General features: G+C 65.6%; 23 protein-coding genes. 16 read left to right on the forward strand and 7 right to left on the reverse strand.

Annotation, left to right across the window (positions count from 1 at the left end):
* Positions 1 to 201 precede the first annotated feature (201 nt).
* Genes ccoG through ccoS form a run of 4 tightly spaced genes read left to right on the forward strand, consistent with a single transcriptional unit; the run spans position 202 to position 4,604 of the window.
* Positions 202 to 1,764 (forward strand): cytochrome c oxidase accessory protein CcoG, encoded by a 1,563-nt coding sequence (gene ccoG / locus PHA8399_RS05085; RefSeq protein WP_244270154.1) that lies wholly within the window; start codon positions 202 to 204, stop codon positions 1,762 to 1,764.
* A 3-nt stretch (positions 1,765 to 1,767) separates the two neighbouring features.
* Positions 1,768 to 2,232, forward strand: coding sequence for a FixH family protein (locus PHA8399_RS05090; protein WP_058285101.1), 465 nt, complete (start codon positions 1,768 to 1,770; stop codon positions 2,230 to 2,232).
* A gap of 5 nt (positions 2,233 to 2,237) precedes the next feature.
* Complete coding sequence (locus PHA8399_RS05095; protein WP_058285102.1) at positions 2,238 to 4,415, forward strand: heavy metal translocating P-type ATPase; 2,178 nt, start codon at positions 2,238 to 2,240, stop codon at positions 4,413 to 4,415.
* Between the two features lie 30 nt (positions 4,416 to 4,445).
* Positions 4,446 to 4,604 carry a cbb3-type cytochrome oxidase assembly protein CcoS gene (ccoS, locus tag PHA8399_RS05100; RefSeq protein ID WP_027235212.1) on the forward strand — a complete coding sequence of 53 codons (159 nt, stop codon included), beginning with the start codon at positions 4,446 to 4,448 and terminating at the stop codon, positions 4,602 to 4,604.
* 242 nt (positions 4,605 to 4,846) lie between these two features.
* On the opposite strand, the gene PHA8399_RS05105 is transcribed toward ccoS, so the two are convergent.
* The 3 genes from PHA8399_RS05105 to PHA8399_RS05115 form a co-directional block, all read right to left on the reverse strand.
* On the reverse strand, positions 4,847 to 6,490 hold the full coding sequence (locus tag PHA8399_RS05105) for a D-alanyl-D-alanine carboxypeptidase family protein (RefSeq protein ID WP_058285103.1): 1,644 nt from the start codon (positions 6,488 to 6,490) through the stop codon (positions 4,847 to 4,849).
* Positions 6,491 to 6,752: 262 nt separating this feature from the next.
* Positions 6,753 to 7,079 (reverse strand): hypothetical protein, encoded by a 327-nt coding sequence (locus tag PHA8399_RS05110; RefSeq protein WP_058285104.1) that lies wholly within the window; start codon positions 7,077 to 7,079, stop codon positions 6,753 to 6,755.
* A gap of 79 nt (positions 7,080 to 7,158) precedes the next feature.
* The gene (locus PHA8399_RS05115) at positions 7,159 to 7,872 is read right to left on the reverse strand and encodes an HAD family hydrolase (RefSeq protein WP_058285105.1); all 714 of its coding nucleotides are present in this window, start codon (positions 7,870 to 7,872) and stop codon (positions 7,159 to 7,161) included.
* A 106-nt stretch (positions 7,873 to 7,978) separates the two neighbouring features.
* Here PHA8399_RS05115 and clpS point away from each other — a divergent pair, with 106 nt between their 5' ends.
* The 5 genes from clpS (at position 7,979) to PHA8399_RS05140 (ending at position 12,093) form a co-directional block, all read left to right on the forward strand.
* Positions 7,979 to 8,302 (forward strand): ATP-dependent Clp protease adapter ClpS, encoded by a 324-nt coding sequence (gene clpS, locus PHA8399_RS05120; protein ID WP_036761102.1) that lies wholly within the window; start codon positions 7,979 to 7,981, stop codon positions 8,300 to 8,302.
* A 12-nt stretch (positions 8,303 to 8,314) separates the two neighbouring features.
* Complete coding sequence (locus tag PHA8399_RS05125) at positions 8,315 to 9,304, forward strand: class I SAM-dependent methyltransferase (RefSeq protein ID WP_058285106.1); 990 nt, start codon at positions 8,315 to 8,317, stop codon at positions 9,302 to 9,304.
* Between the two features lie 83 nt (positions 9,305 to 9,387).
* A complete protein-coding gene (locus PHA8399_RS05130; RefSeq protein WP_058285107.1) occupies positions 9,388 to 10,191 on the forward strand; it encodes an SDR family NAD(P)-dependent oxidoreductase in 804 nt (267 codons plus the stop codon).
* 15 nt (positions 10,192 to 10,206) lie between these two features.
* Entirely contained in the window at positions 10,207 to 11,100 is an 894-nt protein-coding gene (gene hemF / locus PHA8399_RS05135) for an oxygen-dependent coproporphyrinogen oxidase (protein ID WP_058285108.1), read from the forward strand.
* Between the two features lie 177 nt (positions 11,101 to 11,277).
* Positions 11,278 to 12,093, forward strand: coding sequence for a glycoside hydrolase family 25 protein (locus PHA8399_RS05140; protein ID WP_058285109.1), 816 nt, complete (start codon positions 11,278 to 11,280; stop codon positions 12,091 to 12,093).
* Between the two features lie 130 nt (positions 12,094 to 12,223).
* On the opposite strand, the gene hemC is transcribed toward PHA8399_RS05140, so the two are convergent.
* Entirely contained in the window at positions 12,224 to 13,183 is a 960-nt protein-coding gene (hemC, locus tag PHA8399_RS05145; RefSeq protein ID WP_058285248.1) for a hydroxymethylbilane synthase, read from the reverse strand.
* 198 nt (positions 13,184 to 13,381) lie between these two features.
* Between hemC and hemE the strand changes: the two genes are divergently transcribed.
* Together hemE and PHA8399_RS22620 are read left to right on the forward strand one after the other, a co-directional pair.
* Positions 13,382 to 14,416, forward strand: a complete 1,035-nt coding sequence (gene hemE, locus PHA8399_RS05150) for a uroporphyrinogen decarboxylase (RefSeq protein ID WP_058285110.1) — start codon at positions 13,382 to 13,384, stop codon at positions 14,414 to 14,416.
* 84 nt (positions 14,417 to 14,500) lie between these two features.
* Positions 14,501 to 14,668 (forward strand): hypothetical protein, encoded by a 168-nt coding sequence (locus tag PHA8399_RS22620; protein ID WP_027244657.1) that lies wholly within the window; start codon positions 14,501 to 14,503, stop codon positions 14,666 to 14,668.
* 2 nt (positions 14,669 to 14,670) lie between these two features.
* On the opposite strand, the gene PHA8399_RS05160 is transcribed toward PHA8399_RS22620, so the two are convergent.
* Positions 14,671 to 15,756: a CaiB/BaiF CoA transferase family protein gene (locus tag PHA8399_RS05160; RefSeq protein WP_058285111.1), complete on the reverse strand. Its 1,086-nt coding sequence runs from the start codon at positions 15,754 to 15,756 to the stop codon at positions 14,671 to 14,673.
* A gap of 46 nt (positions 15,757 to 15,802) precedes the next feature.
* Positions 15,803 to 16,663 carry a helix-turn-helix domain-containing protein gene (locus tag PHA8399_RS05165; protein WP_058285249.1) on the reverse strand — a complete coding sequence of 287 codons (861 nt, stop codon included), beginning with the start codon at positions 16,661 to 16,663 and terminating at the stop codon, positions 15,803 to 15,805.
* Between the two features lie 104 nt (positions 16,664 to 16,767).
* On the opposite strand from PHA8399_RS05165, the gene pobA reads away from it, so the two are divergent.
* Positions 16,768 to 17,949 carry a 4-hydroxybenzoate 3-monooxygenase gene (pobA, locus tag PHA8399_RS05170; protein WP_058285112.1) on the forward strand — a complete coding sequence of 394 codons (1,182 nt, stop codon included), beginning with the start codon at positions 16,768 to 16,770 and terminating at the stop codon, positions 17,947 to 17,949.
* A gap of 90 nt (positions 17,950 to 18,039) precedes the next feature.
* Positions 18,040 to 18,900 carry a crotonase/enoyl-CoA hydratase family protein gene (locus tag PHA8399_RS05175; protein WP_058285113.1) on the forward strand — a complete coding sequence of 287 codons (861 nt, stop codon included), beginning with the start codon at positions 18,040 to 18,042 and terminating at the stop codon, positions 18,898 to 18,900.
* A gap of 199 nt (positions 18,901 to 19,099) precedes the next feature.
* Here the strand turns inward: PHA8399_RS05175 and PHA8399_RS05180 are convergent, their stop codons facing one another.
* Positions 19,100 to 19,774 carry an NAD(P)-dependent oxidoreductase gene (locus tag PHA8399_RS05180; RefSeq protein WP_058285114.1) on the reverse strand — a complete coding sequence of 225 codons (675 nt, stop codon included), beginning with the start codon at positions 19,772 to 19,774 and terminating at the stop codon, positions 19,100 to 19,102.
* A 201-nt stretch (positions 19,775 to 19,975) separates the two neighbouring features.
* Between PHA8399_RS05180 and PHA8399_RS05185 the strand changes: the two genes are divergently transcribed.
* The 3 genes from PHA8399_RS05185 (at position 19,976) to PHA8399_RS05195 (ending at position 22,337) form a co-directional block, all read left to right on the forward strand.
* Complete coding sequence (locus PHA8399_RS05185) at positions 19,976 to 20,497, forward strand: SRPBCC family protein (RefSeq protein ID WP_058285115.1); 522 nt, start codon at positions 19,976 to 19,978, stop codon at positions 20,495 to 20,497.
* A gap of 122 nt (positions 20,498 to 20,619) precedes the next feature.
* The gene (locus tag PHA8399_RS05190; protein ID WP_058285116.1) at positions 20,620 to 21,579 is read left to right on the forward strand and encodes an ABC transporter ATP-binding protein; all 960 of its coding nucleotides are present in this window, start codon (positions 20,620 to 20,622) and stop codon (positions 21,577 to 21,579) included.
* The gene (locus PHA8399_RS05195; RefSeq protein ID WP_058285117.1) at positions 21,576 to 22,337 is read left to right on the forward strand and encodes an ABC transporter permease; all 762 of its coding nucleotides are present in this window, start codon (positions 21,576 to 21,578) and stop codon (positions 22,335 to 22,337) included. The genes PHA8399_RS05190 and PHA8399_RS05195 overlap by 4 nt, the downstream gene beginning before the upstream one ends.
* Positions 22,338 to 22,427 lie beyond the last annotated feature (90 nt).

Here is a 22,427-nt window from a genome sequence, read left to right on the forward strand (position 1 = left end):
TGCATTGCCGTAATCTCTGCGCTGCGGCAACTTGCCTCTGGCAGGCCGCTGCACGCAGGCATAGGTGGCCTTTTGCCTTCACAAGACGCTGTACCGGGCGTGAAAACATGATTGTCCGATACGCTTTTTGATCCACGTCAAAGTTCTGGCACTTTGCATCTGTGACAAGGGCGCCAGACAGCCACAAGACGGAGAGAGTCCGTGAGCGATTCCAACCCAGCCCCGAGCCTGTATGCCGCCAGGGAACCGATTTTTCCCCGGCGCGTCTCCGGACCCTTCCGAAACCTGAAGTGGTACATCATGGCGGTGACGCTGGGGATTTACTATCTGACCCCCTGGATCCGCTGGGACCGCGGGCCGTCGCTGCCGGATCAGGCGGTGCTGCTGGATCTGGCGAACCGGCGGTTCTATTTCTTCTGGATCGAGATCTGGCCGCACGAATTCTATTTTGTCGCTGGCCTGCTGATCATGGCGGGGCTGGGGCTGTTCCTGTTCACCTCCGCTTTGGGCCGGGTCTGGTGCGGCTATGCCTGCCCGCAGACCGTCTGGACCGATCTGTTTATCCTGGTGGAGCGATGGATCGAGGGCGACCGCAACGCCCGCCTGCGCCTGCACCGGCAGAAAAAGCTCGATTTCCGCAAGATCCGGCTGCGGGTCACCAAATGGGTGGCCTGGTTCCTGATCGGGCTGGCCACTGGCGGCGCCTGGGTGTTCTATTTCGCCGATGCGCCGACGCTGGCTTATGATCTGGTAACGCTGAATGCGCATCCGGTTGCCTACACCACCATGCTGGTGCTGACCGCGACAACCTTCCTGTTCGGCGGCTTTGCACGCGAACAGATCTGCATCTACGCCTGCCCCTGGCCGCGCATCCAGGCGGCAATGATGGATGAGGACACGCTGACCGTCGGCTACCGCGAATGGCGTGGCGAGCCGCGCGGCAAGGGCAACGTCCGCCGCCGCAGCAAGGCCGAGGCGGAAGCGGCTGAGCAGGCCGCACAGGCGGCAGGCCCTGGCCAGGCAGCTTATGCCGGCACGCCGTATCCCGGCCTCTCCCCGGACGCGGACCCTACCGCCGCAACCGGCACTGCCGAGGCCGCAGGGCCCGGCGACTGCATCGACTGTATGGCTTGTGTCAACGTCTGCCCGATGGGGATCGACATCCGCGACGGCCAGCAGATGGAATGCATCACCTGCGCGCTGTGCATCGACGCCTGCGACGACGTGATGGCCAAGATCGGCAAGCCGCGCGGCCTGATCGATTATATGGCGCTGTCGGATGAGGCGGAGGAGCGCGAGGGCAAGCCGCCCAAGAACATCTGGAAGCACATCCTGCGCCCGCGCACCATCATGTACACCACCTTGTGGTCGCTGGTCGGCCTGGGGCTGCTGTTTGCCTTGTTCATCCGCTCCGACATCGAGCTGACCGTGGCGCCGGAACGCAACCCGACCTATGTGACGCTGTCTGACGGCTCGATCCGCAACACCTACGACGTGCGTCTGCGCAACAAGCATGGCGTGGAACGCCCGTTCCAGCTGTCGATCAAGGGCGATCCGGCAATGCAGATCGCATTGGAGGGCACCGATGGCACAACCGTGGCAGTGCCTGCCGACACCGCGCTCTTACAGCGGGTCTATATCGTGACGCCCAAGGACGCTGCCCCGTCCAACGCGGCCTCGACTCCGGTGCGCATTTGGGTGGAAGATCTGGACAGCGGCGAACGCGCCCATAAGGACACCAGCTTTAACGGCAAGGGGAACTGAACCATGGCCAAGCGCGAACGGGAATTTACCGGCAAGCACGCATTGATGCTGTTCGGCGGCGCCTTTGCGGTGATCATCGGGGTGAATATCGCCCTGGCCGTCAGCGCGGTAAAGACCTTTCCGGGGCTGGAGGTGAAGAACTCCTATGTCGCCAGCCAGGAATTCGACAAGCGCCGGAACGCGCAGGAGGCGCTGGGCTGGTCGGTCTATGCCTCCTCAGCCGGGGACCAGGTCAAGCTGGAGATCACCGATGCCGATGGCAACCCGGTGGAGGTGGCCAAGCTGACCGCCACCCTGGGCCGGGCGACCCATGTGCAGGACGATCAGCAGCCGGAGTTCGCCTTTAACGGCCAGGCCTATGTTGCGCCGGCCGATCTGGGTCCGGGCAACTGGAACATCCGCATGGTGGCGCGGGCCAAGAACGGCACCGAATTCACCCAGCGGGTGATCCTGCACGTGAAAGGCTGACCGCCATGACCGCCCAGCTCCGCCCCTCGCTTGCGGCCTGCCCGGCCTGCGTCGCCGCCCCGCATGACAGTGCGGAGCAGGCGCCGACGGAGGCGCGGCTGGCGCTGTCGCTGCCGGGCATTCACTGCCAGGCCTGTATCTCGGCGGTGGAACGGGAGCTGAACGCCGAGCCCGGAATCCGTTCGGCGCGGGTGAACTTGACCCTGAAACGGGCCCTGATCGAGGCGGACCCGGACGTGCGCGCCGCCGACCTGATCCCGGTGCTGGAACGCATCGGTTACGAGGCGCATGAGCTGGATCTGGCGGCGCTTGCGGCGACCCAGAACGACAAGGCGGGCCGCGATCTTCTGATGCGGCTGGCGGTCGCGGGCTTTGCCTCGATGAACGTGATGCTGTTGTCGGTATCGGTCTGGTCCGGCGCCTCGGACGCGACCCGGGACATGTTCCACTGGATCTCCGCCGCGATCACCTTCCCGGCGATCATCTTCTCCGCCCAGCCGTTCTTTGCCAATGCCTGGACCGTCCTGCGGGTCAAACGCCTCAACATGGACGTGCCGATCGTGCTGGCGCTGGTCTTGGCGCTGCTGACCTCGCTGTGGGAGACCTTCCTGTCTGGCGAGCACGCCTATTTCGACGCTGCCCTGACCCTGACCTTCTTCCTGCTGGCGGGCCGCTACCTGGATTACCGCACCCGCGCCGTGGCGCGCTCCGCAGCAGAGGAACTGGCGGCGCTGGAGGTGCCCCGGGCGGTCCGGCTGCTGGACGGCGATGAATATGAGGTGCCGGTGGCGGATCTAGCCATCGGCGATCTGATCCTGGTGCGCCCCGGCGGGCGGATGCCGGTGGATGGCGAAATCGTCGCAGGCCAGTCGGAGCTCGACCGCTCGCTGCTGACCGGCGAAACCCTGCCGGTGTTTGCCGCACCGGGCCTGGCGGTTTCCGCCGGTGAAGTGAACTTGACCGGCCCGCTGACCATCCGCGCCACGGCAGTGGGCGAGGATACCTCGCTGCACCGCATGACCGATCTGGTTGCGATCGCTGAATCGGGCCGCTCGCGCTACACCTCACTGGCGGACAGCGCGGCCAAGCTCTATGCGCCGGGGGTGCATATCCTGTCGGCGCTCGCTTTTGCGGGCTGGTATCTTTACACCTTCGACATCCGCACGGCGCTGAATATCGCCGCCGCGGTTCTGATCATCACCTGCCCCTGCGCGCTGGGCCTTGCGGTGCCTGCGGTCACCACCGCCGCCTCAGGCCGGCTGTTCAAGAAGGGCATGCTGATCAAGCACGCCACCGCACTGGAGCGGCTGGCAGAGGTGGACACGGTGGTGTTCGACAAGACCGGCACGCTGACCGCCGGCACGCCGGAGGTCACCAACCTGGGTGGCCACGCCCGCGGGGATCTGGAGATTGCGCTGACGCTGGCCGAAGGCTCCTCGCATCCCTTGTCAGTGGCGCTGGCCCGTGCGGCACGTGAGGCCGGGGTCAAGCCTGCCGCAGTGCAGGAGATCACCGAGGTTCCGGGGTATGGCGCCGAAGGCCTGTACCGCGGCGCCCGCGTGCGGCTGGGCCGCGCAGCCTGGGTCGGCGCTGAACAAGGCAGCCAGACCGCGGCCTGGCTGGACAGCGGGGCGGGGTCGGCCAAACCCTTCCTGTTCACCGATGCGCTGCGCCCCGGCGCGGCAGAGGCTGTGCAGGCGCTGAAGGCGGCCGGCAAGGACGTACTGCTGATTTCCGGCGACACCACCGGCGCGGTCGAGGATCTGGCCCGGCGGCTGGGCATCTCCAAATGGGTGGCAGAGGCGCTGCCTGCCGATAAATCCGCCCGGGTGCAACTGCTGGCGGATCAGGGCAAGAAGGTGCTGATGGTGGGCGATGGCCTCAACGACACCGCGGCGCTGGCGGCAGCGCATGTCTCTATCTCTCCGGCTTCCGCTCTGGATGCGGCGCGGGTGGCGTCCGATATCGTGCTGCTGGGCCAGGACCTTGAGCCCATAGCCGAGGCCTGCGGTGTGGCGCAGAAGGCGACCCGCCGCATCCGCGAGAACTTCCGCATTGCCACGCTCTATAACGTGATCGCGGTGCCGCTGGCGATTGCCGGGCTGGCCACGCCCTTGATTGCGGCGCTGGCGATGTCTACCTCTTCCATTACCGTCTCCCTCAACGCGCTGCGGCTGCGCTGAGGGCGCGCCAGCAATCACGGAACTGAGCTCATGAGCGTCCTCACCTACCTGATCCCGATTTCGCTGATCCTCGGTGCGGTGGGTCTGGCGGCCTTCATCTACACGGTGCGCAGCAACCAGTATGATGACCCCGAAGGCGACGCCCGCCGCATCCTGAGCGACGAGTGGGACGACAAGCCCAAGCCCTGAGCGGGTTCCTAGCACCCAAAAAACTCCTGCCCCCGCAGGTGCCCTGGCTGAGGCCAGAGCCCCTTGGCGGCGTTGGGCGTGGCACCGCGCCATGCGCGGTGCCACGCCCAACGGGAGGAGGGGTTTTCGCAAGAAAAGCCTGACGACGGGCGGGAGAGGTTGCCCGATGCCGGATGCAGGTCATGAAAAAAAAGGCGCCGCGGGGGCGCCTCTTTGCTGCTGATCTGAAGATACGCCGGTCGTCAGGACGGGCCGATCGGGTTGCAGGTCACGTTGCGGGCGTTCAGGCGGCGGCAGGCCAGTTCCGCCTGCTCCTGGCTCATGCCGAGGAAGTTCGCCTCAAACCCGCGCCGGGTGTTGGCCACCTTGCGCAGGGAGCCGTCCAGTGTCTCCAGCTCCGACAGCGCGGTGCGCAGCAGCACCTTCTCAGCCTGGTAGCGGCTGCTGTAGAGACCGACATTGATGCCCCAGTAGCGCCCGCCGGAGGTGGACAGGCGGGTGACCACAACCGGTTCCGGCTCCGGCGAGGCCTCTGCCAGCGCCAGGCTGGCCGGGCGGGCGGCAGGCCGAAGGCCGGCAAAGGGCACCTGCTGCACCGCGGCGATCACCGTGGCGGCCGCAGCTGTTTCCAGGGGCGCCGGCTCCGCCTCCGCTTCGGCCAGCGCAACGGCAATGCTGTCGCGCACGGCATCCCGCTGCAGGGCCCCGTCTGCGCTGACAGTCTGCACGTTCTCGATCTGCTCTGGAGCCGTCTCTTCCGGCGCGGCCCCTGTCTCTGCCACCGCCTCTGCTGCCGCAGCTTCCGCGGGCGGCGTCTGAAGCGCTTCTTCAAGCGCGGCCACCAGCACCGGTGACTCGCTGGCGCCGGGGCGCAGTTTCGGGCGCAGGCTGGTTTCCACCTGGCCGCTCACCCGGATGGTCTTGCCGGCAACCGCGTGCGCGGGCCCGTCATCGGCCTCGGCCACCACAACATTGCCAGCGCCCTGATAGGCAGGCCGCTGCGGTTTGCGCAGCGCGGCGCGTGAGGGGGCGCGGCGGAAGCCGAGATCCAGCAGCTCCGCCACCTTGGCATTGCGCGAGGTGGTGGACTTGCCGCCGAACACGGTGGCGATGATCCGCTCGTTGCCGCGCTTGGCGGAGGCCACCAGGTTGAAGCCCGCCGCCCGGGTATAGCCGGTCTTGATCCCGTCGGCGCCGCGGTAGGCGGCCAGCAGGCGGCGGTTGGTGTTGGGCACCTCGCGGATGCCGGCATTGGTCGAGCGGCGCGAGAACAGGTTGTAGTACTCCGGGTAATCATACAGCAGATGCCGCCCCAGCGTGGTCATGTCGCTGGCGGTCGACAAATGCTCGCTGGCAGTCAGACCATGGGCGTTCTTGAAGGTGGTGCGGGTCATCCCCAGCGCCTTGGCAGTGCGGTTCATCCGGCGGGTAAAGGCGGCCTCGGACCCCGACAGCGTCTCGCCGATGGCGGTGGCCGCGTCATTGGCGGATTTCACCGCCGCGGCACGGATCAGGTAGCGGAAGGCAATCCGCTGGCCGGACTTGAGCCCCAGCTTCGAGGGCGGTTCGGCAGCCGCGTTGCGCGAGATCTTGACCTTGGTGTCCAGCGTGATCTCGCCGTTCCGCACAGCTTCGAACGCGATGTAGAGCGTCATCATCTTGGTCAGCGAGGCCGGGTGCAGCCGGGTATCGGCATTGCGCGAGTGCAGCACCTCGCCGGTCCTGGCATCAATGACCATCGCCGCATAGGGCGCGGCCTGCGCCCTTTGCGGAGCCAGCCCCAGCCCCAGTCCCAGAACTGCCAGAAGAATACCTGCCGCTGCCCAGAGGAACCGGGTGCGGAAATACCGGCCAGACGCCGGAGTGTCCTGCGTGATCACTGCCATGTTTGCCTCGTGCCGCCGGTTGTCCGGCTGACGTTTCTGCCTGTTGGTTAAAGCGTAACACAGGGTTTACGAGGAATAAACAGCGGCGAAACGCGCGTGTCCGGCGCAGCCGTTAAGCACTGCCGGCATGTAGTGGGTTTTGTACGCCGGGCCGCTAGATGCGGGATGTGCTAATAAAGGGTTACTAAAAAAAACTTGCAATTGAGCAATCTAAAGCGGCCTGGGGCGGGCCTCGAGACGGGCTGCAGGGTCTGCAAAGCCCTTAGCCGGGGTGAAAATGGGTCACATAAAAGGGCGGGGAATAGCTGAGGCCCAGCGAGAATTCGCAAGGCTGGCCCAGCTGCGCCTTGATGCGGGATTCGAGATCGGCCAGCAGCGCCCTGGAAAACGCCTCGTCCCGGTGCGGCTTGCTCAGCAGCGCCACGCTGACGGCGATATGGCTGTGGCGGAACTGATCTGCCGGATAGGCGCGCCCCTTGCAGGCGCCCGCAGCGGCGTCGTGCTCCAGAATCACCGCCTCAATCGTGGCGAGGATGGCGGCGGCGTCGATCTCCAGATCGCCGGAGTATTTCAGCTCGGCGTGCGGCATGTCCCGGTGTCTCCTTCGCGGTTTGCTAATGGGATAACGGCCGCGCAGCGGCCCGTCCAGCATCCACCGGGTAAGCTGGTCAGCCTAGACGCCCCACCAGATCCGCCAGCCTGCCGAGGTCGGTAATCTCGGTATAGCGCGGGCTGTGCTCCGGCGCTTCGGCGTGCTCCACCTCCCAGACCAGCCCGTGCGGCACATAAGTGCCCCAGCCGCCGGCCTCGATCACCGGCACCACGTCCGAGCGCATCGAGTTGCCGACCATCATCGCCCGCGCGGCGCCGTCGCCGTGGCGGGCAAAGATGTCCAGATAGACCTCGGGCGTTTTTTCCGAGACCACCTCAACCCCGTCAAACAGCTCGCCCAGGCCGGATTGCGCCAGCTTGCGCTCCTGATCCAGCAGGTCGCCCTTGGTGATCAGCACAACCTTATAACGGCCCGCCACCGCCTCCACCGCCTCGCGCGCATGGGGCAGCAGTTCGATCGGGTAGGACAGCATCATCTGGCCCGCGGTGATCAGCTCCTTGATCACGGCGCCGGGAACCTGCTCCTCCGTCACGTCGAGCGCGGTTTCGATCATTGACAGGGTAAAGCCCTTCACCCCGTAGCCATAGCGCCCCAGGTTGCGCATCTCGGCGTCTAGCAGCCGCCGCTCCAGCTCTCCGGGGCCGATGTCATCCGGCGTGTGATCCATCAGCAATTCGGCGAATCTCTCCTGCGTCACGCGGAAGAACCGTTCGTTGTGCCAGAGGGTATCGTCGGCATCAAAGCCGATTGTTGTCAAATTACGTGTCAATCTGCGGGTCTCAGTCTCTTTTCCTGAACAGGTAAGAGGCTATATAAGCGGCACAGGAAATTCCATGCATCACTGGATCAAATTGCTTATGCCGCTGCAGCCCATCATGATGACGGATCATTCAGACGACGACACAGAAGCGGGCGTCCTGACCAAGACGCGCCCCAAGACCAAGCGTCCGCCGCGCTATAAGGTGCTGCTGCTGAATGACGACTACACCCCGATGGAATTCGTGGTGATGGTGCTGGAACGGTTCTTTGGCATGACCCACGCGCAGGCGTTCGAGATCATGCTGACGGTGCACAAAAAAGGCGTGGCGGTGGTCGGCGTGTTCAGCCATGAGGTGGCTGAGACCAAGGTGGGCCAAGTGATGGATTTCGCCCGCCGCCACCAGCACCCGCTGCAGTGCACCATGGAAAAAGAAGACTGAAGAGGCCTTTATATGTCTGTACGCCTGTCCCTGGCCGCCCAATCGGGCGGCTTTGCTGTGCCGTCCGAGGGCCGCATCGCCGTGTTCCACCCGCGCGCCGAACACGACCTGTCGGCGCTGCCGAAGGAGCAGCTGCTGATCATCCAGCCGTTCCGCCCCGACCACGATCACTTCGCCGCGCAGGGGTACGGCTGCGTTCCGGCACCTGAGGCGGGGGCAGAGTATTCAGCCGCCGTCGTCTTTCTGCCGCGGGCCAAGGCGCTGGCGCGGATGCTGGTGGCGCAGGCCGCCGCTGCCACCCGGGGCCAAGTGCTGATCGACGGCGCCAAGACCGAAGGCATCGATTCGGTCCTGAAGGGCCTGCGCAAGCGCTGCGAGCCTTCTGCGCCGGTGTCCAAGGCGCATGGCAAGGTGTTCTGGATCGAGGGCGGCACCGATTTGTCCGGTTGGCTGCCCGCAGGCCCGCAGCAGGTTGAGGGGTTCATCACCGCCCCCGGAGTGTTTTCGGCAGACGGGATCGACCCGGCCTCCCGCCTGCTGGCGGCGGCGCTGCCCAAGAAACTGGGCCGCTGTGTGGCCGATCTGGGCGGCGGCTGGGGCTATCTGTCGGCGCAGGTGCTGAAGCATGAAGGCGTTGAGGAGCTGCACCTGGTTGAGGCGGACCATGCCGCACTGGCCTGCGCCCGCCTGAATGCAGCGGACCCGCGGACGCAGTTTCACTGGGCCGATGCCCGCAGCTGGAAGGCGCCGGGCCCGGTGAACACCGTGGTGATGAACCCGCCGTTCCACACCGGCCGCGCGGCGGAGCCGTCGCTGGGGCAGGCGTTCATCGCCGCCGCGGCCGCGATGCTGGCGCCGGGCGGCAGCCTGTGGATGGTGGCCAACCGGCACCTGCCATATGAGACCGCGCTGGCGGACCGCTTTGCCCAGGTGCGCGAAGAAGGCGGCGATAACCGCTTCAAGATTCTGCACGCGGCCAGACCAAAGCGCGCGCGCAAGTAACCGCGCTTCGGGCGCAATGCCGGTTTCCAATCCGGCAGTCCCGGTCTAACGTGCCTGCCAAACGGCCCAGGGAGTGATCTCGCATGTCCTTTTCCATCTCCGGCAAGACTGCCATCGTGACCGGCGCCGCCAGCGGCATTGGCCTGGCGATCGGCAAGCAGTTCGCCGATGCCGGCGCCAATGTCATGTTCGCCGACACCCAGGAGGCGCAGCTGGTTGCCGAGCTGGGCGAGCAGGCCGACGAAAGCAACATCCGCTATTTCGCCGGCGACCTGCGGGAGCGTCTGACCATCGCCAATCTGCTGTCGGCCACCATCGACGCCTTTGATGACATCGACATTTTGGTCAACGGCGCCCGCCAGGTGGTGGCAACCGACGCGCTGGATGCGCAGGACGAAACCCTGGACCAGCTGCTGAACCAAAGCCTGCTGCCAACTGTGCGCCTGTCGCAGCAGGTGGCCCGGCGGATGATCAAACAGGGCGAGGAGCGCGGCAGCGACAGCCCTCTCGGCAGCATCATCAACCTGTCGTCGATTGCCGCGCGGCGCACCCATCCCGACCTGATGGCCTATTCGGTCGCCTCTGCCGCGCTGGATCAGGCGACCCGCTCGCTGGCGGTTGCGCTGGCGCCGTACCGGATCCGGGTGAACTCCATCGCCTTCGGCTCGGTGATGAGCGCGTCGATGCGGGACACGCTTAAGGAAAACCGCAGTTTCCGCCAGGATATCGAGGCGCACACGCCGCTGGGCCGGGTCGCTTCTCCGACCGAGCTGACCGAAACCGCGCAGTATCTGGCCTCGGATGCCTCCGGGTTCATGACCGGCCAGGTGGTGACGCTGGACGGCGGCCGCACCCTCTTGGACCCGGTGTCCGCGCCGATGCACTGATTGGAAAGATTTGGCATGACCGCAGAGATGATCGAGGAAAAAGCCCGGGCCGCCGCCTGGTTCCGCCAGTTGCGCGACCAGATTGTTGCGGCGTTCGAGGGGCTGGAGGACAGCCACAGCGAAGGTCCGTTCTCTGACATGGAACCGGGCCGGTTCGAAGTGACGCAGACCAAGCGCACCTCAGACGACGGCTCTGATGCCGGCGGCGGACTGATGAGCGTGATGCGCGGCGGCCGGGTGTTCGAGAAAGTCGGCGTCAACATCTCCGAAGTCTACGGCACCCTGGGCGACCGCGCGCAAGCCGCCATGGCAGCGCGCAAAGGCATCCCGGGCATGAAAGACGATCCGCGGTTCTGGGCCTCGGGCATCTCGCTGGTCGCCCATATGCGCAACCCGCATGTGCCGGCCGTGCACATGAACACCCGCATGTTCTGGACCCCGCACGCCTGGTGGTTCGGCGGCGGCTCGGACCTTAACCCTTGCATCGAATACGGCGAGGACACCGCGCATTTCCACGCGACGCAAAAACAGCACTTGGACCCGCATGGTGAAGACCAGTACCCGCGGCTCAAGGCGTGGGCGGATGAGTATTTCTTTATCCCCCACCGCAACCGCGCCCGCGGGGTGGGCGGCATCTTCATGGACGACCAGAACTCCGGCGATTGGGCCGCGGATTTTGCCCTGACCCAGGACATCGGCCGCGCCTTCCTGCCGGCCTTTGTGCCGCTGGTCGAAAAGCGCCGGGTGCAGGACTTCGATGAGGCCGCCAAGGACGCCCAGCTGATCCACCGCGGTCTCTACGCCGAATACAACCTGGTCTATGACCGCGGCACCAAGTTCGGGCTGGAAACCGGCCATGATGCCAATGCGGTGCTGATGAGCCTGCCGCCGCTGGCCAAATGGGTCTGACCCTGCCGCACCTGTGACACCGCCAGCGCGCCGCCCCCACAGCGGCGCGTTTTCTTTTGGCGGATTTTTGCTGACGGCCTTTCCGGGTGCGCGACTTTGCGCCTGCCTGCGCTAGAGTGGGACAGAACAGGCAAAGACAACAGCAGTTTTCTCAACTTGAGGCAGGGAGCATATCACATGCGCAGACTGGTTCTGGGGGTATTGGCGCTGGCATTGGCAGCAGGTTGCGGAAGGCCGCCGGACAGGGCGGTGAGCGCGCCTCAGGTCACCCGTGCCGAGCCCGCGAATGCGCGGCTGGCAGGATTGTCCACTTATCCCCGCTTCGGCGACCGCGACCCGCACGATTGGGACGGGCGCACGCCCTGGTCCTACCCGGTGCATGGCATCGACGTCTCGCGCTATCAGGGGGATATCGACTGGATCAAGGTGCGCCGCTCCGGCGTGTCCTTTGCCTATATCAAGGCGACTGAGGGCGGTGATCACACCGACGCCAAGTTCCGCGACAACTGGCGCGGGGCGGGCGCCGCGGGGCTGAAGCGCGGCGCCTATCACTATTTTTACTTCTGCCGCCCGGCGGCAGAGCAGGCCCGCTGGTTCATCCGCCACGTGCCGAAAGACCCGAACGCGCTGCCGCCGGTGCTGGACATGGAATGGAACCACCGCTCCCGCACCTGCCGGACGCGGCCGGACGGCGCAACCGTGCGGGCGGAGGCGCGCAAGTTCCTGAATATTCTGGAACGCCACTACGGCAAGCGCCCGGTGGTCTATACGACAGTGGATTTCTACCGCGACACCGGCATCGGGCAGCTCAGCGGCACCGAATTCTGGCTGCGCTCCGTCGCGGGCCATCCTCAAAAGGTCTACCCGGGTGAAAGCTGGAGCTTCTGGCAGTATTCCGGCACCGGCCAGGTGCCGGGGGTCGCGGGCGATGTGGACCTCAACACCTTCGGCGGCAGCCCGCAAAGCTGGCTGAGGTGGTCAGGGCAGGGTTGACGCCGGGCAGAAGGGGGCTTTGCCCCCTCGCGCCTCTGGCGCTCACCCCCCAGGATATTTCCAGCCAGAAGAAGAGGGGGCCTTTATTCTTCTGGCCTCAAATATCCCGGAGCGCGAGGCAGAGCCTCGCTCAGGCCTTCCAGTCGAAGAAGCCCTTCCCGGCTTTTTCGAGCAGCTTTGCCGCCATTTCCCGGCCCAGTTCCGCACCGTCCTCAACCGGGCAGGACTGATCATCGCTGATCGCTTCAGACCCGTCCGGGCGCAGAACCTCGCCGCGCAAGCGCAGGGTGGAGCCGTCCAGTTCCGCAAGACCGGCAATCGGGGTCTCGCAGGAGCCGTCGAGCGCCGCCAGGAAGGCCCGTTCCGCCGCCAGCCGCAAACCGGTCTCGCCGTCATGGATTGCCGCCAGCATCTCCGCCGCGCGGCCGTCAGCCGCGCGCCGCTCGATGCCAATGGCGCCCTGCGCCACCGCGGGCAGCATGTCGCTGGTCTCGATCGGATTGGCAGGCACATCGGCCATCGCCAGACGGTTGAGGCCGGCCATCGCCAGGAAAGTGCAGTCCGCCACGCCCTCGGACAGCTTGCGCAGGCGGGTCTGCACGTTGCCGCGGAACTCCACCACGTTCAGGTCGGGGCGGCGGTTCAGAAGTTGCGCCCGGCGGCGCAGCGAGGAGGTGCCGACCACCGCGCCCTCGGCCAGTTCATGCAGCGATGTCAACGCGGGAGAGATGAAGGCATCGCGCACATCCTCGCGCGGCAGATAGGTGTCCAGCGCCAGCCCCTCAGGCTGCGCCACCGGCATGTCCTTCATCGAGTGGACCGCAATGTCGATGGCGCCCGACAGCAGATCCTCTTCGATCTCCTTGGTGAACAGCCCCTTGCCGCCAAGCTCCTTCAGCGGCTTGTCCGCCGCGATCAGCGCCTGATTATCGCCGGTGGTCTTGATCACCACGATCTCAAACGCCTCCAGCGGCAGATCGAAGGCAGCGGCGAGGCGGCTGCGGGTCTCATACGCCTGGGCCAGCGCCAGCGGCGATCCGCGGGTGCCGATTTTCAGGGGCGAAGCGGGGGAGGGCAGGGTCAGTGTCATGGAAGAAGCCATAAATCAGTTTGCGGCCCGGTGGAAACCGGTTTTTGCGCATCTCCCACGGGCATCGCGCGCGGGCTTTGACATAGGACAAAGCGCAAAGGGCCAGTGCGCGGCAGATCGCCCGTGCTCTTGACATTCGCCCCCGCAGGCGTGACCTCAGAGGGCGACCTATGTGGGCGAAAGATAGCGAGGAAAATCATGGCCGGACAAAAGAAGCTGCTGTGCGCACTGGCGGGTGAAAAACAGGATGTGCCGCCGATCTGGATGATGCGCCAGGCGGGCCGCTACCTGCCGGAATACCGCGCCACACGGGCCGAGGCCGGGGATTTCCTGTCGCTCTGCTATAACTCTGACCTCGCCGCTGAGGTGACTTTGCAGCCGATCCGCCGTTACGGTTTTGATGCGGCCATCCTGTTTGCCGACATCCTGCTGATCCCGCAGGCTTTGGGTGCTGACCTGTGGTTCGTGACCGGCGAAGGCCCGCGGCTATCCACCATCACGACGGAGGCAGACTTCGCCAAGCTGGGCCCTGCGTCCGATATCCACGAGACGCTGAACCCGATCTATGAAACGGTCCGCATCCTGTCGCGCGAACTGCCGTCCGAGACCACGCTGATCGGGTTCGCCGGTGCGCCCTGGACCGTGGCGACCTATATGATCGCGGGCCGCGGCACGCCGGATCAGGGGCCTGCCCACGCCCTGCGCGAAGAAAACACTGCCCTGTTCGAGGCGCTGCTGGCACGGATCACCGAAGCGACCATCGACTATCTCTCCAAGCAGATCGAGGCGGGCGCCGAGGTGGTGAAGATCTTCGACAGCTGGGCCGGCTCTCTGAAGGGCGAAGCATTCCAAAAGTATGCGCTGGAGCCCTGCCGCCAGATCACCGCGGCGCTGAAGGAACGCCACCCGGGCATCCCCGTCATCGGCTTCCCGCGCGAGGCGGGTGAGAAATACGTGGGTTTCGCCAAGGCAACCGGTGTGGATTGCGTGGCACTCGATAACTCGGTGGATCCGGAATGGGCCGCCGCCAATGTGCAGGTGGACGGCTGCGTGCAGGGCAACCTGGCCTCCCGCCACATGGTGACAGGCGGGCAGGATCTGGTGGATGACACCCGCCGCATTGTCGAGGCATTCAAAAAAGGCCCGCATATCTTCAACCTGGGCCACGGCATCACGCCGGACGCGGACCCGGACAATGTGCAGCTGATGATCGACACGGTCAGGGGCGGCTGACCTGCTGCGCGCTGCCCGGCCTTGTGCCGGCTGGCTGTTTCAGGCATCAGCGCAGAACGACGCGCCGCGAAAGAGGACATAACGGTGGATTACGGTAAATCTGGAGCACCCAAAATGGGCAAGAATAAACCTCGTCACGCCGAACATAACGCCAAGGGCACAAAGAAAAACCCCTTTGGCAAGCAGGCGGATAAGACTGAACTGCTTAAGCGGATGAAAGCTGCCGCCGAGAAGGCCAAGAAAGAAGACTGACCCTATTTCCGGCCCAGCTCTGCCAGGATTTCCCTTGTGTGCTGGCCGCGATGCGGGATTTCCGGCGGCACCCACTCTGGCTGGCCGGAAAACCGCGGGGCAGGGGCGGCTTGCAGCACGCCCTGGTCTTCGACCCAGGTGCCGCGGGCGTTCATCGCATGCGCCTGGGCCTCCTCCGGGTTCAGCACCGGGGCGACGCAGGCATCGCTTCCGTCGAACAGCGCCGCCCAGTGATCGCGCGGCTGGCTGGCAAAGATCCCGGCAAGGCGGCCGGTCAGGGCTGGCCAGAGCGCCTTGTTGAACTGCTGCTGGAACTCCGCTTCCTCCGCCAGCCCCAGCTTCTCCAGAAACAGCGCATAGAACTTCGGCTCCAGGCATTGCACCGAGACATAGCCGCCGCCGGCGCAGACATAGGTGCGGCTCCAATGCGGCCCGTCGAGCAGATTTGCTCCACGTGTGACGCCGAAGTTCCCGGCCTGGCGGATGCTCATCAAGAGGTTCATCATATGCGCCGAGCCGTCATAGATCGCGGCATCGACCACGCAGCCCTCGCCGGTGGACTTGGCCTTGAGAATACCCGCCAGCATCCCTGCCACCAGATACATCGCGCCGCCGCCGATATCGCCGACCAGTGTGGTGGGCGTCAGTGGCACGTCACCAGGGTTTGAGGCATACCAAAGCGCGCCCGACAGCGAGATGTAATTCAGGTCATGTCCGGCAGCATGGGCCAGCGGGCTGTCCTGCCCCCAGCCGGTCATCCGACCGTAAACCAGGCCTGGGTTCACCGCGTGGCACTCTGCCGGCCCCAGCCCCAGCCGTTCCATCACGCCGGGGCGGAATCCTTCGATCAGCCCATGTGCGGTTTCGGCAAGTTTCAGGAAAGTTTCGGCGTCCTCAGGGGTTTTCAGATCAAGCGTGATTGACCGCTTGCCCCGGTCCAGCAGCGAGTTTTCCGGCATCCCCGGTGTACGCCCGGTGTACGGCCGGTGCACGCAGATCACCTCCGCCCCGAGGTCGGCCAGTGTCATCGCGGCAAAGGGGCCGGGGCCCAGGCCCTCGACCTCCAGAATGCGGATCCCCTGCAGCATTTGCGTTCCCCTTGCGATGTCTTTGCAAAGGCCAGTCTGCTCCGGCTCAGCCGCTTCCGGCAAGCTGCTGGCGGAATTTCCGTGGCGGCATTCCGGTGCCCTTGGCAAAGACGCGGCTGAAATGGGCGGGATCGTTGAAGCCCAACTCATAGGCGATCTGCGCCGCGGTCATGTTGGTATAGATAAGCAGCCGCCGCGCCTCCCGCAGCACCCGGGCGCCGACCAGCGCCGAGGCCGGCTGGCCCGTGGCCTGATGGGCGATCCGGTTCAGATGGGTCGCTGACACCGCCAGCTCATCCGCGTAGTCCGCCAGCGGGCGGCGCAGGCGGAAGTCGCGCTCGACCAGCGCTTCAAACCGGGCAAACAGCGTGCCGGACCGCGACTGCACGCCGGCCTCCTGCCCGGCCGCCGCGGCGCGGGCGGCCAGGGCGGTGAGGCTGAGTGCCAGCCCGCGCAGCATCTGCGCCCGCCCGAACGCCTTGGCGCGGTATTCCTTGAACAGCCTTTCTGCCAGGTCCTGCATTCCCTCTGGCAGCGGCAGCACGGCAGGCAGGTCTAGCGGCGCGTGGATCCCCTCGCCCGGAGCCAGGTTCTGGTCCAGCAGATCGGAGGTCAGGGTGATCACCCAGCCGCCGGTTCCATTGCCGAACCGGAAGCCATGCACCACGCCGCGGGGCACATTGATCAGGCAGGGCGGGGCCAGGTTAGGTCTGTTTCCGTCAAGATCCGCCTCTCCCCCGCCGCTGGTCAGCACCAGCAGCTGATGCAGCCTGGCGTGCCGGTGTGGCCGCAATTCCCAGTCATGCAGCTCTGATCGGGCGCGAATCGTCTCGACATGCAGCACATCGGCCAATTCGGCGGTCTCGCCGAACAGGTTGTAGCTGTCGATGCGGGCTGAGGAATGCATGTGCGAAATATACAAGAGATGGCACGGTTGGTCCATTCGCAATCAGGTGCGCCCGGCGCATAATCCCATTCGTACGAAAATACCGAACGATCAGGGGAACGCGCATGACCACGCATCAGACGCAGGTTGTTATCATTGGCGGCGGGCCGTCCGGGCTGCTGCTGTCGCAGCTTTTGCACCGCAAGGGGATCAGCTCCATCGTGCTGGAAAAGCACACCCGCGCCCATGTGCTGGGCCGGATCCGGGCGGGCGTGCTTGAGCATGGTTTCGTCAACCTGATGCGCGAGGCGGGCAGCGGCGCGCGGATGGACCGGGAGGGCGAGATCCACGAAGGATTCCACATCGCCCATCAGGGGCAGCTGGACCGGATCGACCTGGCGAAGCACACCGGCGGCGACACGGTGATGGTCTACGGCCAGACCGAAGTGACCCGCGACCTCTATGAAGCGCGCGACGCGATGAGCGGTGTCGTGATCCACGAAGCGCAGAACGTGCAGCCTCATGCGCTGACCGAGGCGCGCCCCTTTGTGACCTGGGAGCAGGACGGCGAGGCGCAGCGGGCCGAGTGCGATTTCATCGTCGGCGCCGACGGCTTTCACGGGGTCAGCCGTAAGTCGATTCCCTCGGATGTGCTGAAGGAATACGAGAAGGTCTATCCCTTTGGCTGGCTTGGGGTTTTGTCGGAAACGCCTCCGGTCTCTGAGGAGCTGATCTATGCCCGGCATGAGCGCGGCTTTGCCCTGTGTTCGCTGCGCAGCCGGACACTGAGCCGGTATTACATCCAGGTGCCGCTCACGGACCGGGTGGAGGACTGGAGCGATGCGGCGTTCTGGCAGGAGCTGAAGCGCCGGTTGCCGGATGAGGTTGCGGCTGGCCTGCAGACCGGTCCGTCGATCGAGAAATCCATCGCACCCCTGCGCAGTTTCGTGGCGGAGCCGATGCGCTATGGCAACCTGTTCCTGGCAGGCGACGCCGCCCACATCGTGCCGCCCACCGGTGCCAAGGGGCTGAACCTGGCAGCCTCGGACATCCATTACCTCTATCACGGGTTTCTGGACCACTATCTGAAAGGCGACAGCGCCGGGCTGGACGCCTATTCGGAAAAGGCGCTGGCGCGGGTTTGGAAGGCGGAGCGCTTCAGTTGGTGGATGACAAACCTGCTGCACCGCGCGCCGGAGGGCAGCGAGACCGACCTGCGGCTGCAGCGTGCGGATCTGGACTACCTGTTCTCCTCGGATGCGGCGCAGGCGTCGCTGGCCGAAAATTACGTCGGGTTGCCGTACTAGGCGCCGCAGCTGGGCAGGCTGACGCTGCGTCGGCCCGTCTATGCGGGGGGCGCGGCCTGTGATCTCCTTTGCGCAGCGGAGGAGGAGCTTATGTCCACGGTACTGTACGAAAAAGACGGCCGGATCGCGCGGATCACGCTGAACCGGCCAGACGTGATGAATGCCATCAATGACGAAATGCCGCGGGATCTGGCCGCGGCGGTGGCACAGGCGGATGCGGACCCGCAGGTGCATGTGATGATCCTGTCCGGCGCGGGTAAGGGCTTTTGCGCGGGCTACGACCTGACCTATTACGCCGAGGGCAACGGCAGCGGCGAGGTGACCCAGCCGATGCCTTGGGACCCCATCAAGGATTACCGCTTCATGTGGGAAAATACCCAGGCCTTCATGTCGCTGTGGCGGGCGGCCAAGCCGGTGATCTGCAAGGTGCACGGCTTTGCGGTGGCGGGCGGGTCGGACATCGCGCTGTGCGCGGACCTGACGTTCATGGCGGAGGATGCGGAGATCGGCTACATGCCCGCCCGTGTCTGGGGTTGTCCGACCACGGCGATGTGGGTCTACCGTCTGGGCGCGGAGCGGGCCAAGCGGATGCTGTACACCGGCGACCGGATCAGCGGCAGGGAGGCGGCGGAGATGGGGCTGGTGCTGCAGGCTGTGCCGGCGGAGCAGTTGGACGATGCGGTCGAGGAGATGGCGGCGCGGATGGCCACGGTGCCCATCAATCAGCTGGCAATGCAGAAACTGGTGATCAACCAGGCGATTGAGCAGACCGGGCTGATGCAGACCCAGCGGCTGGCCACGGTCTTTGACGGGATCAGCCGCCATTCGCCCGAGGGGCTGAACTTCAAGGCGAGAGCGGAGGAGGCGGGCTGGAAGCAAGCGGTGCAGGAGCGGGATCAGGGCGCTTTCGACTGGACCGCCAATGAGGCGCTCCCCAAGCGCAACCGCTGACCGGAGCAAGGCGGGAGGGCTCCCGCGCCTGTGCCATGCATCGCAGATGCAAGGCAAAGCCTTGAGTCCGGCGCCGCGCTGACGCGCGGCGCCGTGGCGTTTGGGCGACGGGTGCGCCTAGTGAGACAACGCGGCGCAAAGGTTGGGGTTGGAGCGCGCGCGTGCTGCTGCCCGGCCCAACGCCGCCCAAGGTCCGGCGTCAGCCGGCCGCCAGGGCGGGGGCGGGAGCGCCCCAGGCGACGGTCAGCCTTTGCCGGCTGCCGCGCGGGTGCTCCGCCAGATCCAGCAGAGCCGCACCGAAATCCGCAAAGGAGATCTGCGAAGCGCCATCCGCATCCGTTACCAGCGTATCGGTGCCGAACCGGTAGCGGCCGGTCTGCGGGCCTTCCGTCAGCAGCGCGGGCGGGCGGAGACAGGTCCATTCCGTTTCGGTCTCCGCCTCCAGCAGCGCGTCCTGCGCGGCGCAGGCCTCGGCAATCGGGCGGACGCTTTCCGGGAGGAAACCCGGCGCGCTCAGCACTGTGTAGCCGCTGCCGTCGGCCAGCTTCAATGTCGCGGCGCCGCCGGTCACCAGCACCGGAATGCCGGCCAGCCGGGCCGCATCAAGCGCGGCACGGGTCAGCGGCACCAGATCGGTTTCCCGCCCCGCGGGCGGCCGAAGGGCACTGATCGCCAGGTCGTGTCCCCGGGCGGCCTCTGCCGCCGCCTGGGGATCCGCCTGCAAGTCCAAGGGCTGCGGGGTGACCAGGGGGCTGAGACCCGCCAGCGCCTGCGGCTGCCGGGACACCGCCGTTACCTGGTGGCCGCGCGCGACCGCTGCCCTCAGGGCTGCGCTGCCTGCATCGCCGGTTGCGCCAAAGAGGATGATTTTCATGGGTGAGTCCTTTCATTTATCTTGACGTGAAGATAATCTGTCATTAATCTTGACGTCAAGATGAATTTCAAGATTTCCTGCGGCTGTTCCTTGCCCCGGGGTGCCCGCCACCGCCCTCTGGGCCACTCCGGACTTGGCAGGGCGGAGCCGGGCGGCTAGGTCTTGGGGAGCCGACGACACAGCGCCAGGGAGGCCCAGCCCATGCAGATGAGTGACCACAAGGAAATCGCCGCCGATCCGGCAACCGTCTACGCGGCGCTGCTGACGCCGGAGGTGCTGCAAGCCTGCGTGCCCGGCGCGCAGGACGTGACGGGCACACCCGAGGAAGGGTTCCAGGCCACGGTCACCCAGAAGGTCGGCCCGGTCAAAGCCACCTTTAAGGGGCAGGTGACCCTGTCGGACCTGGTTGAAAACGAGAAACTGACCATCAGCGGCGAGGGCAAGGGCGGGGCGGCCGGCTTTGCCAAGGGCGGCGCCATCGTGACCCTGGCGCCATCGGGCTCCGGCACGCTGCTGTCCTATGATGTCGAAGCCAAGGTCGGCGGCAAGCTGGCGCAGCTGGGCAGCAGGATCATCGACGGCTTTGCCAAGAAGATGGCGGACCAGTTTTTTGCCAACCTGCAGGCGCATCTGGCGCCGGAGGCCGCGGCAGACGACGGCGGCGATGCCCCGGAGGACGGCGAAAAGAAAGGCTGGTTCAGCAAGGTGACCGGCCGCGGCTGAGCCTGCCCGGAACTCTGCGCAAGCGCACAGGCCAATCTGCGGCCCGATGTGCGGCACGGGGCTGGCAGACGCGGCACGCCGCCGCTAGGGTAGCCGGGATCTGAGACCATCCCGGAGGCATCATGGCGGCCATCCTGTCCATCCGCGATCTGCGCAAAATGTACGATGGCGGTTTTGAGGCGCTGAAAGGCGTCTCGCTCGATATCGAAGAGGGCGAAATCCTGGCCCTGCTCGGCCCCAACGGCGCGGGCAAGACCACCCTGATTTCAACCGTTTGCGGCATCACCACCGCGACCTCGGGCAGCGTCAGCGTGGGCGGTTTCGACAACGTCTCCCAATTCCGCGCAGCCAGGGCGCTGATCGGGCTGGTGCCGCAGGAGATTACCCTGGAGCCCTTCACCAAGGTGCTCGACACGGTCACATTCTCCCGCGGCCTGTTCGGCAAGCCTGCCAACGCGGAGCTGATCGGGAGCATCCTGCGCAAGCTGTCGCTGTGGGAGAAGCGCGACAGCCGCATCATGGACCTTTCGGGCGGCATGAAGCGACGGGTGCTAATTGCCAAGGCGCTGGCGCATGAGCCGCGCATCCTGTTCCTGGATGAACCCACCGCCGGAGTGGACGTCGAACTGCGCAAGGACATGTGGGAGATCGTGCGCGAACTGAAGGCCGGCGGCGTCACCATCATTCTGACCACCCATTATATTGAGGAGGCAGAGGCCATCGCCGACCGGGTGGGGGTGATCACGGGCGGCGAGTTGCTGCTGGTCGAAGCGAAGGAGCAGCTGATGGCGCGGATGGGCCAGAAACAGCTGGAAGTGCAATTGGCCAAGCCGGTCGAGGCGGTTCCGGAAGCGCTGTCGCAGCACAACCTGCAGCTGGTCAACGGCGGCGGCGGGCTGCTTTACACCTATGACACAAGGGCGGAACGGACCGGCATCACCACGCTGCTGAATGATGTGGCGCAGGCCGGTCTGGTGCTGTCGGATGTGCAGACGCGCGAATCCAGCCTGGAAGACATTTTTGTCGGCCTCGTTTCGACGGGCGGGGATTCGAAGGGCGCAGCCGAGGGGGACGCGGCATGAACTGGACAGCGGTTGCCACCATCTACAAGGCTGAAATGGCGCGGTTCTGGCGCACCTTTCTGCAAAGCTTCATCTCGCCGGTGCTGTCCACCTCGCTCTATTTCGTGGTGTTCGGCAGCGCCATCGGCAGCCGCATCCAGGAGGTCGACGGGGTCGAATACGGTGCCTTCATCGTGCCGGGGCTGGTGATGCTTTCGGTGATCACACAGAGCATATCCAATGCCTCCTTCGGGATCTATTTCCCGAAATTCATCGGCAATATCTATGAAATCCTGTCGGCGCCGATCAACTTCCTGGAGGTGGTCGCGGGCTTTGCCGGGGCGGCGGCGACCAAGTCGCTGTTCATCGGCGTGGTGATCTTGTGTACCGCTTCGCTGTTCGTGGACCTCTCGATCCAGCATCCCGTTGCAATGGTCGCCTTCCTGGTGCTGACTTGCCTCAGCTTTTCGCTGATGGGGTTCATCATCGGCATCTGGGCCGGGAATTTCGAGCAGCTGCAGCTGGTGCCGCTGCTGGTGGTGACGCCGCTGGTGTTCCTGGGCGGGTCGTTCTACTCGATCTCCATGCTGCCGCCGGTGTGGCAGACCATCACCCTGTTCAACCCGGTGGTTTATCTGGTGTCGGGCTTCCGCTGGGCGTTCTTCGGTCAGGCGGATGTGCCGGTGCTGCTGAGCCTGTGTGCCATCGGCGGCTTTACCCTGGCCTGCATGGCAGTAATCTGGTGGATCTTCAAAACCGGCTGGCGCATCCGGGCCTGATCGGGGGCCGGAAGCAGGGCGGGACGGCCGCAATTGCAAGCTGCCGTCCTGACCGGCGGGAGCCGCCCCCGCAGTCGCCGGAACCCATTT

Origin of the sequence: Leisingera aquaemixtae, assembly GCF_001458395.1 — a bacterium.
Classification (GTDB): domain Bacteria; phylum Pseudomonadota; class Alphaproteobacteria; order Rhodobacterales; family Rhodobacteraceae; genus Leisingera; species Leisingera aquaemixtae.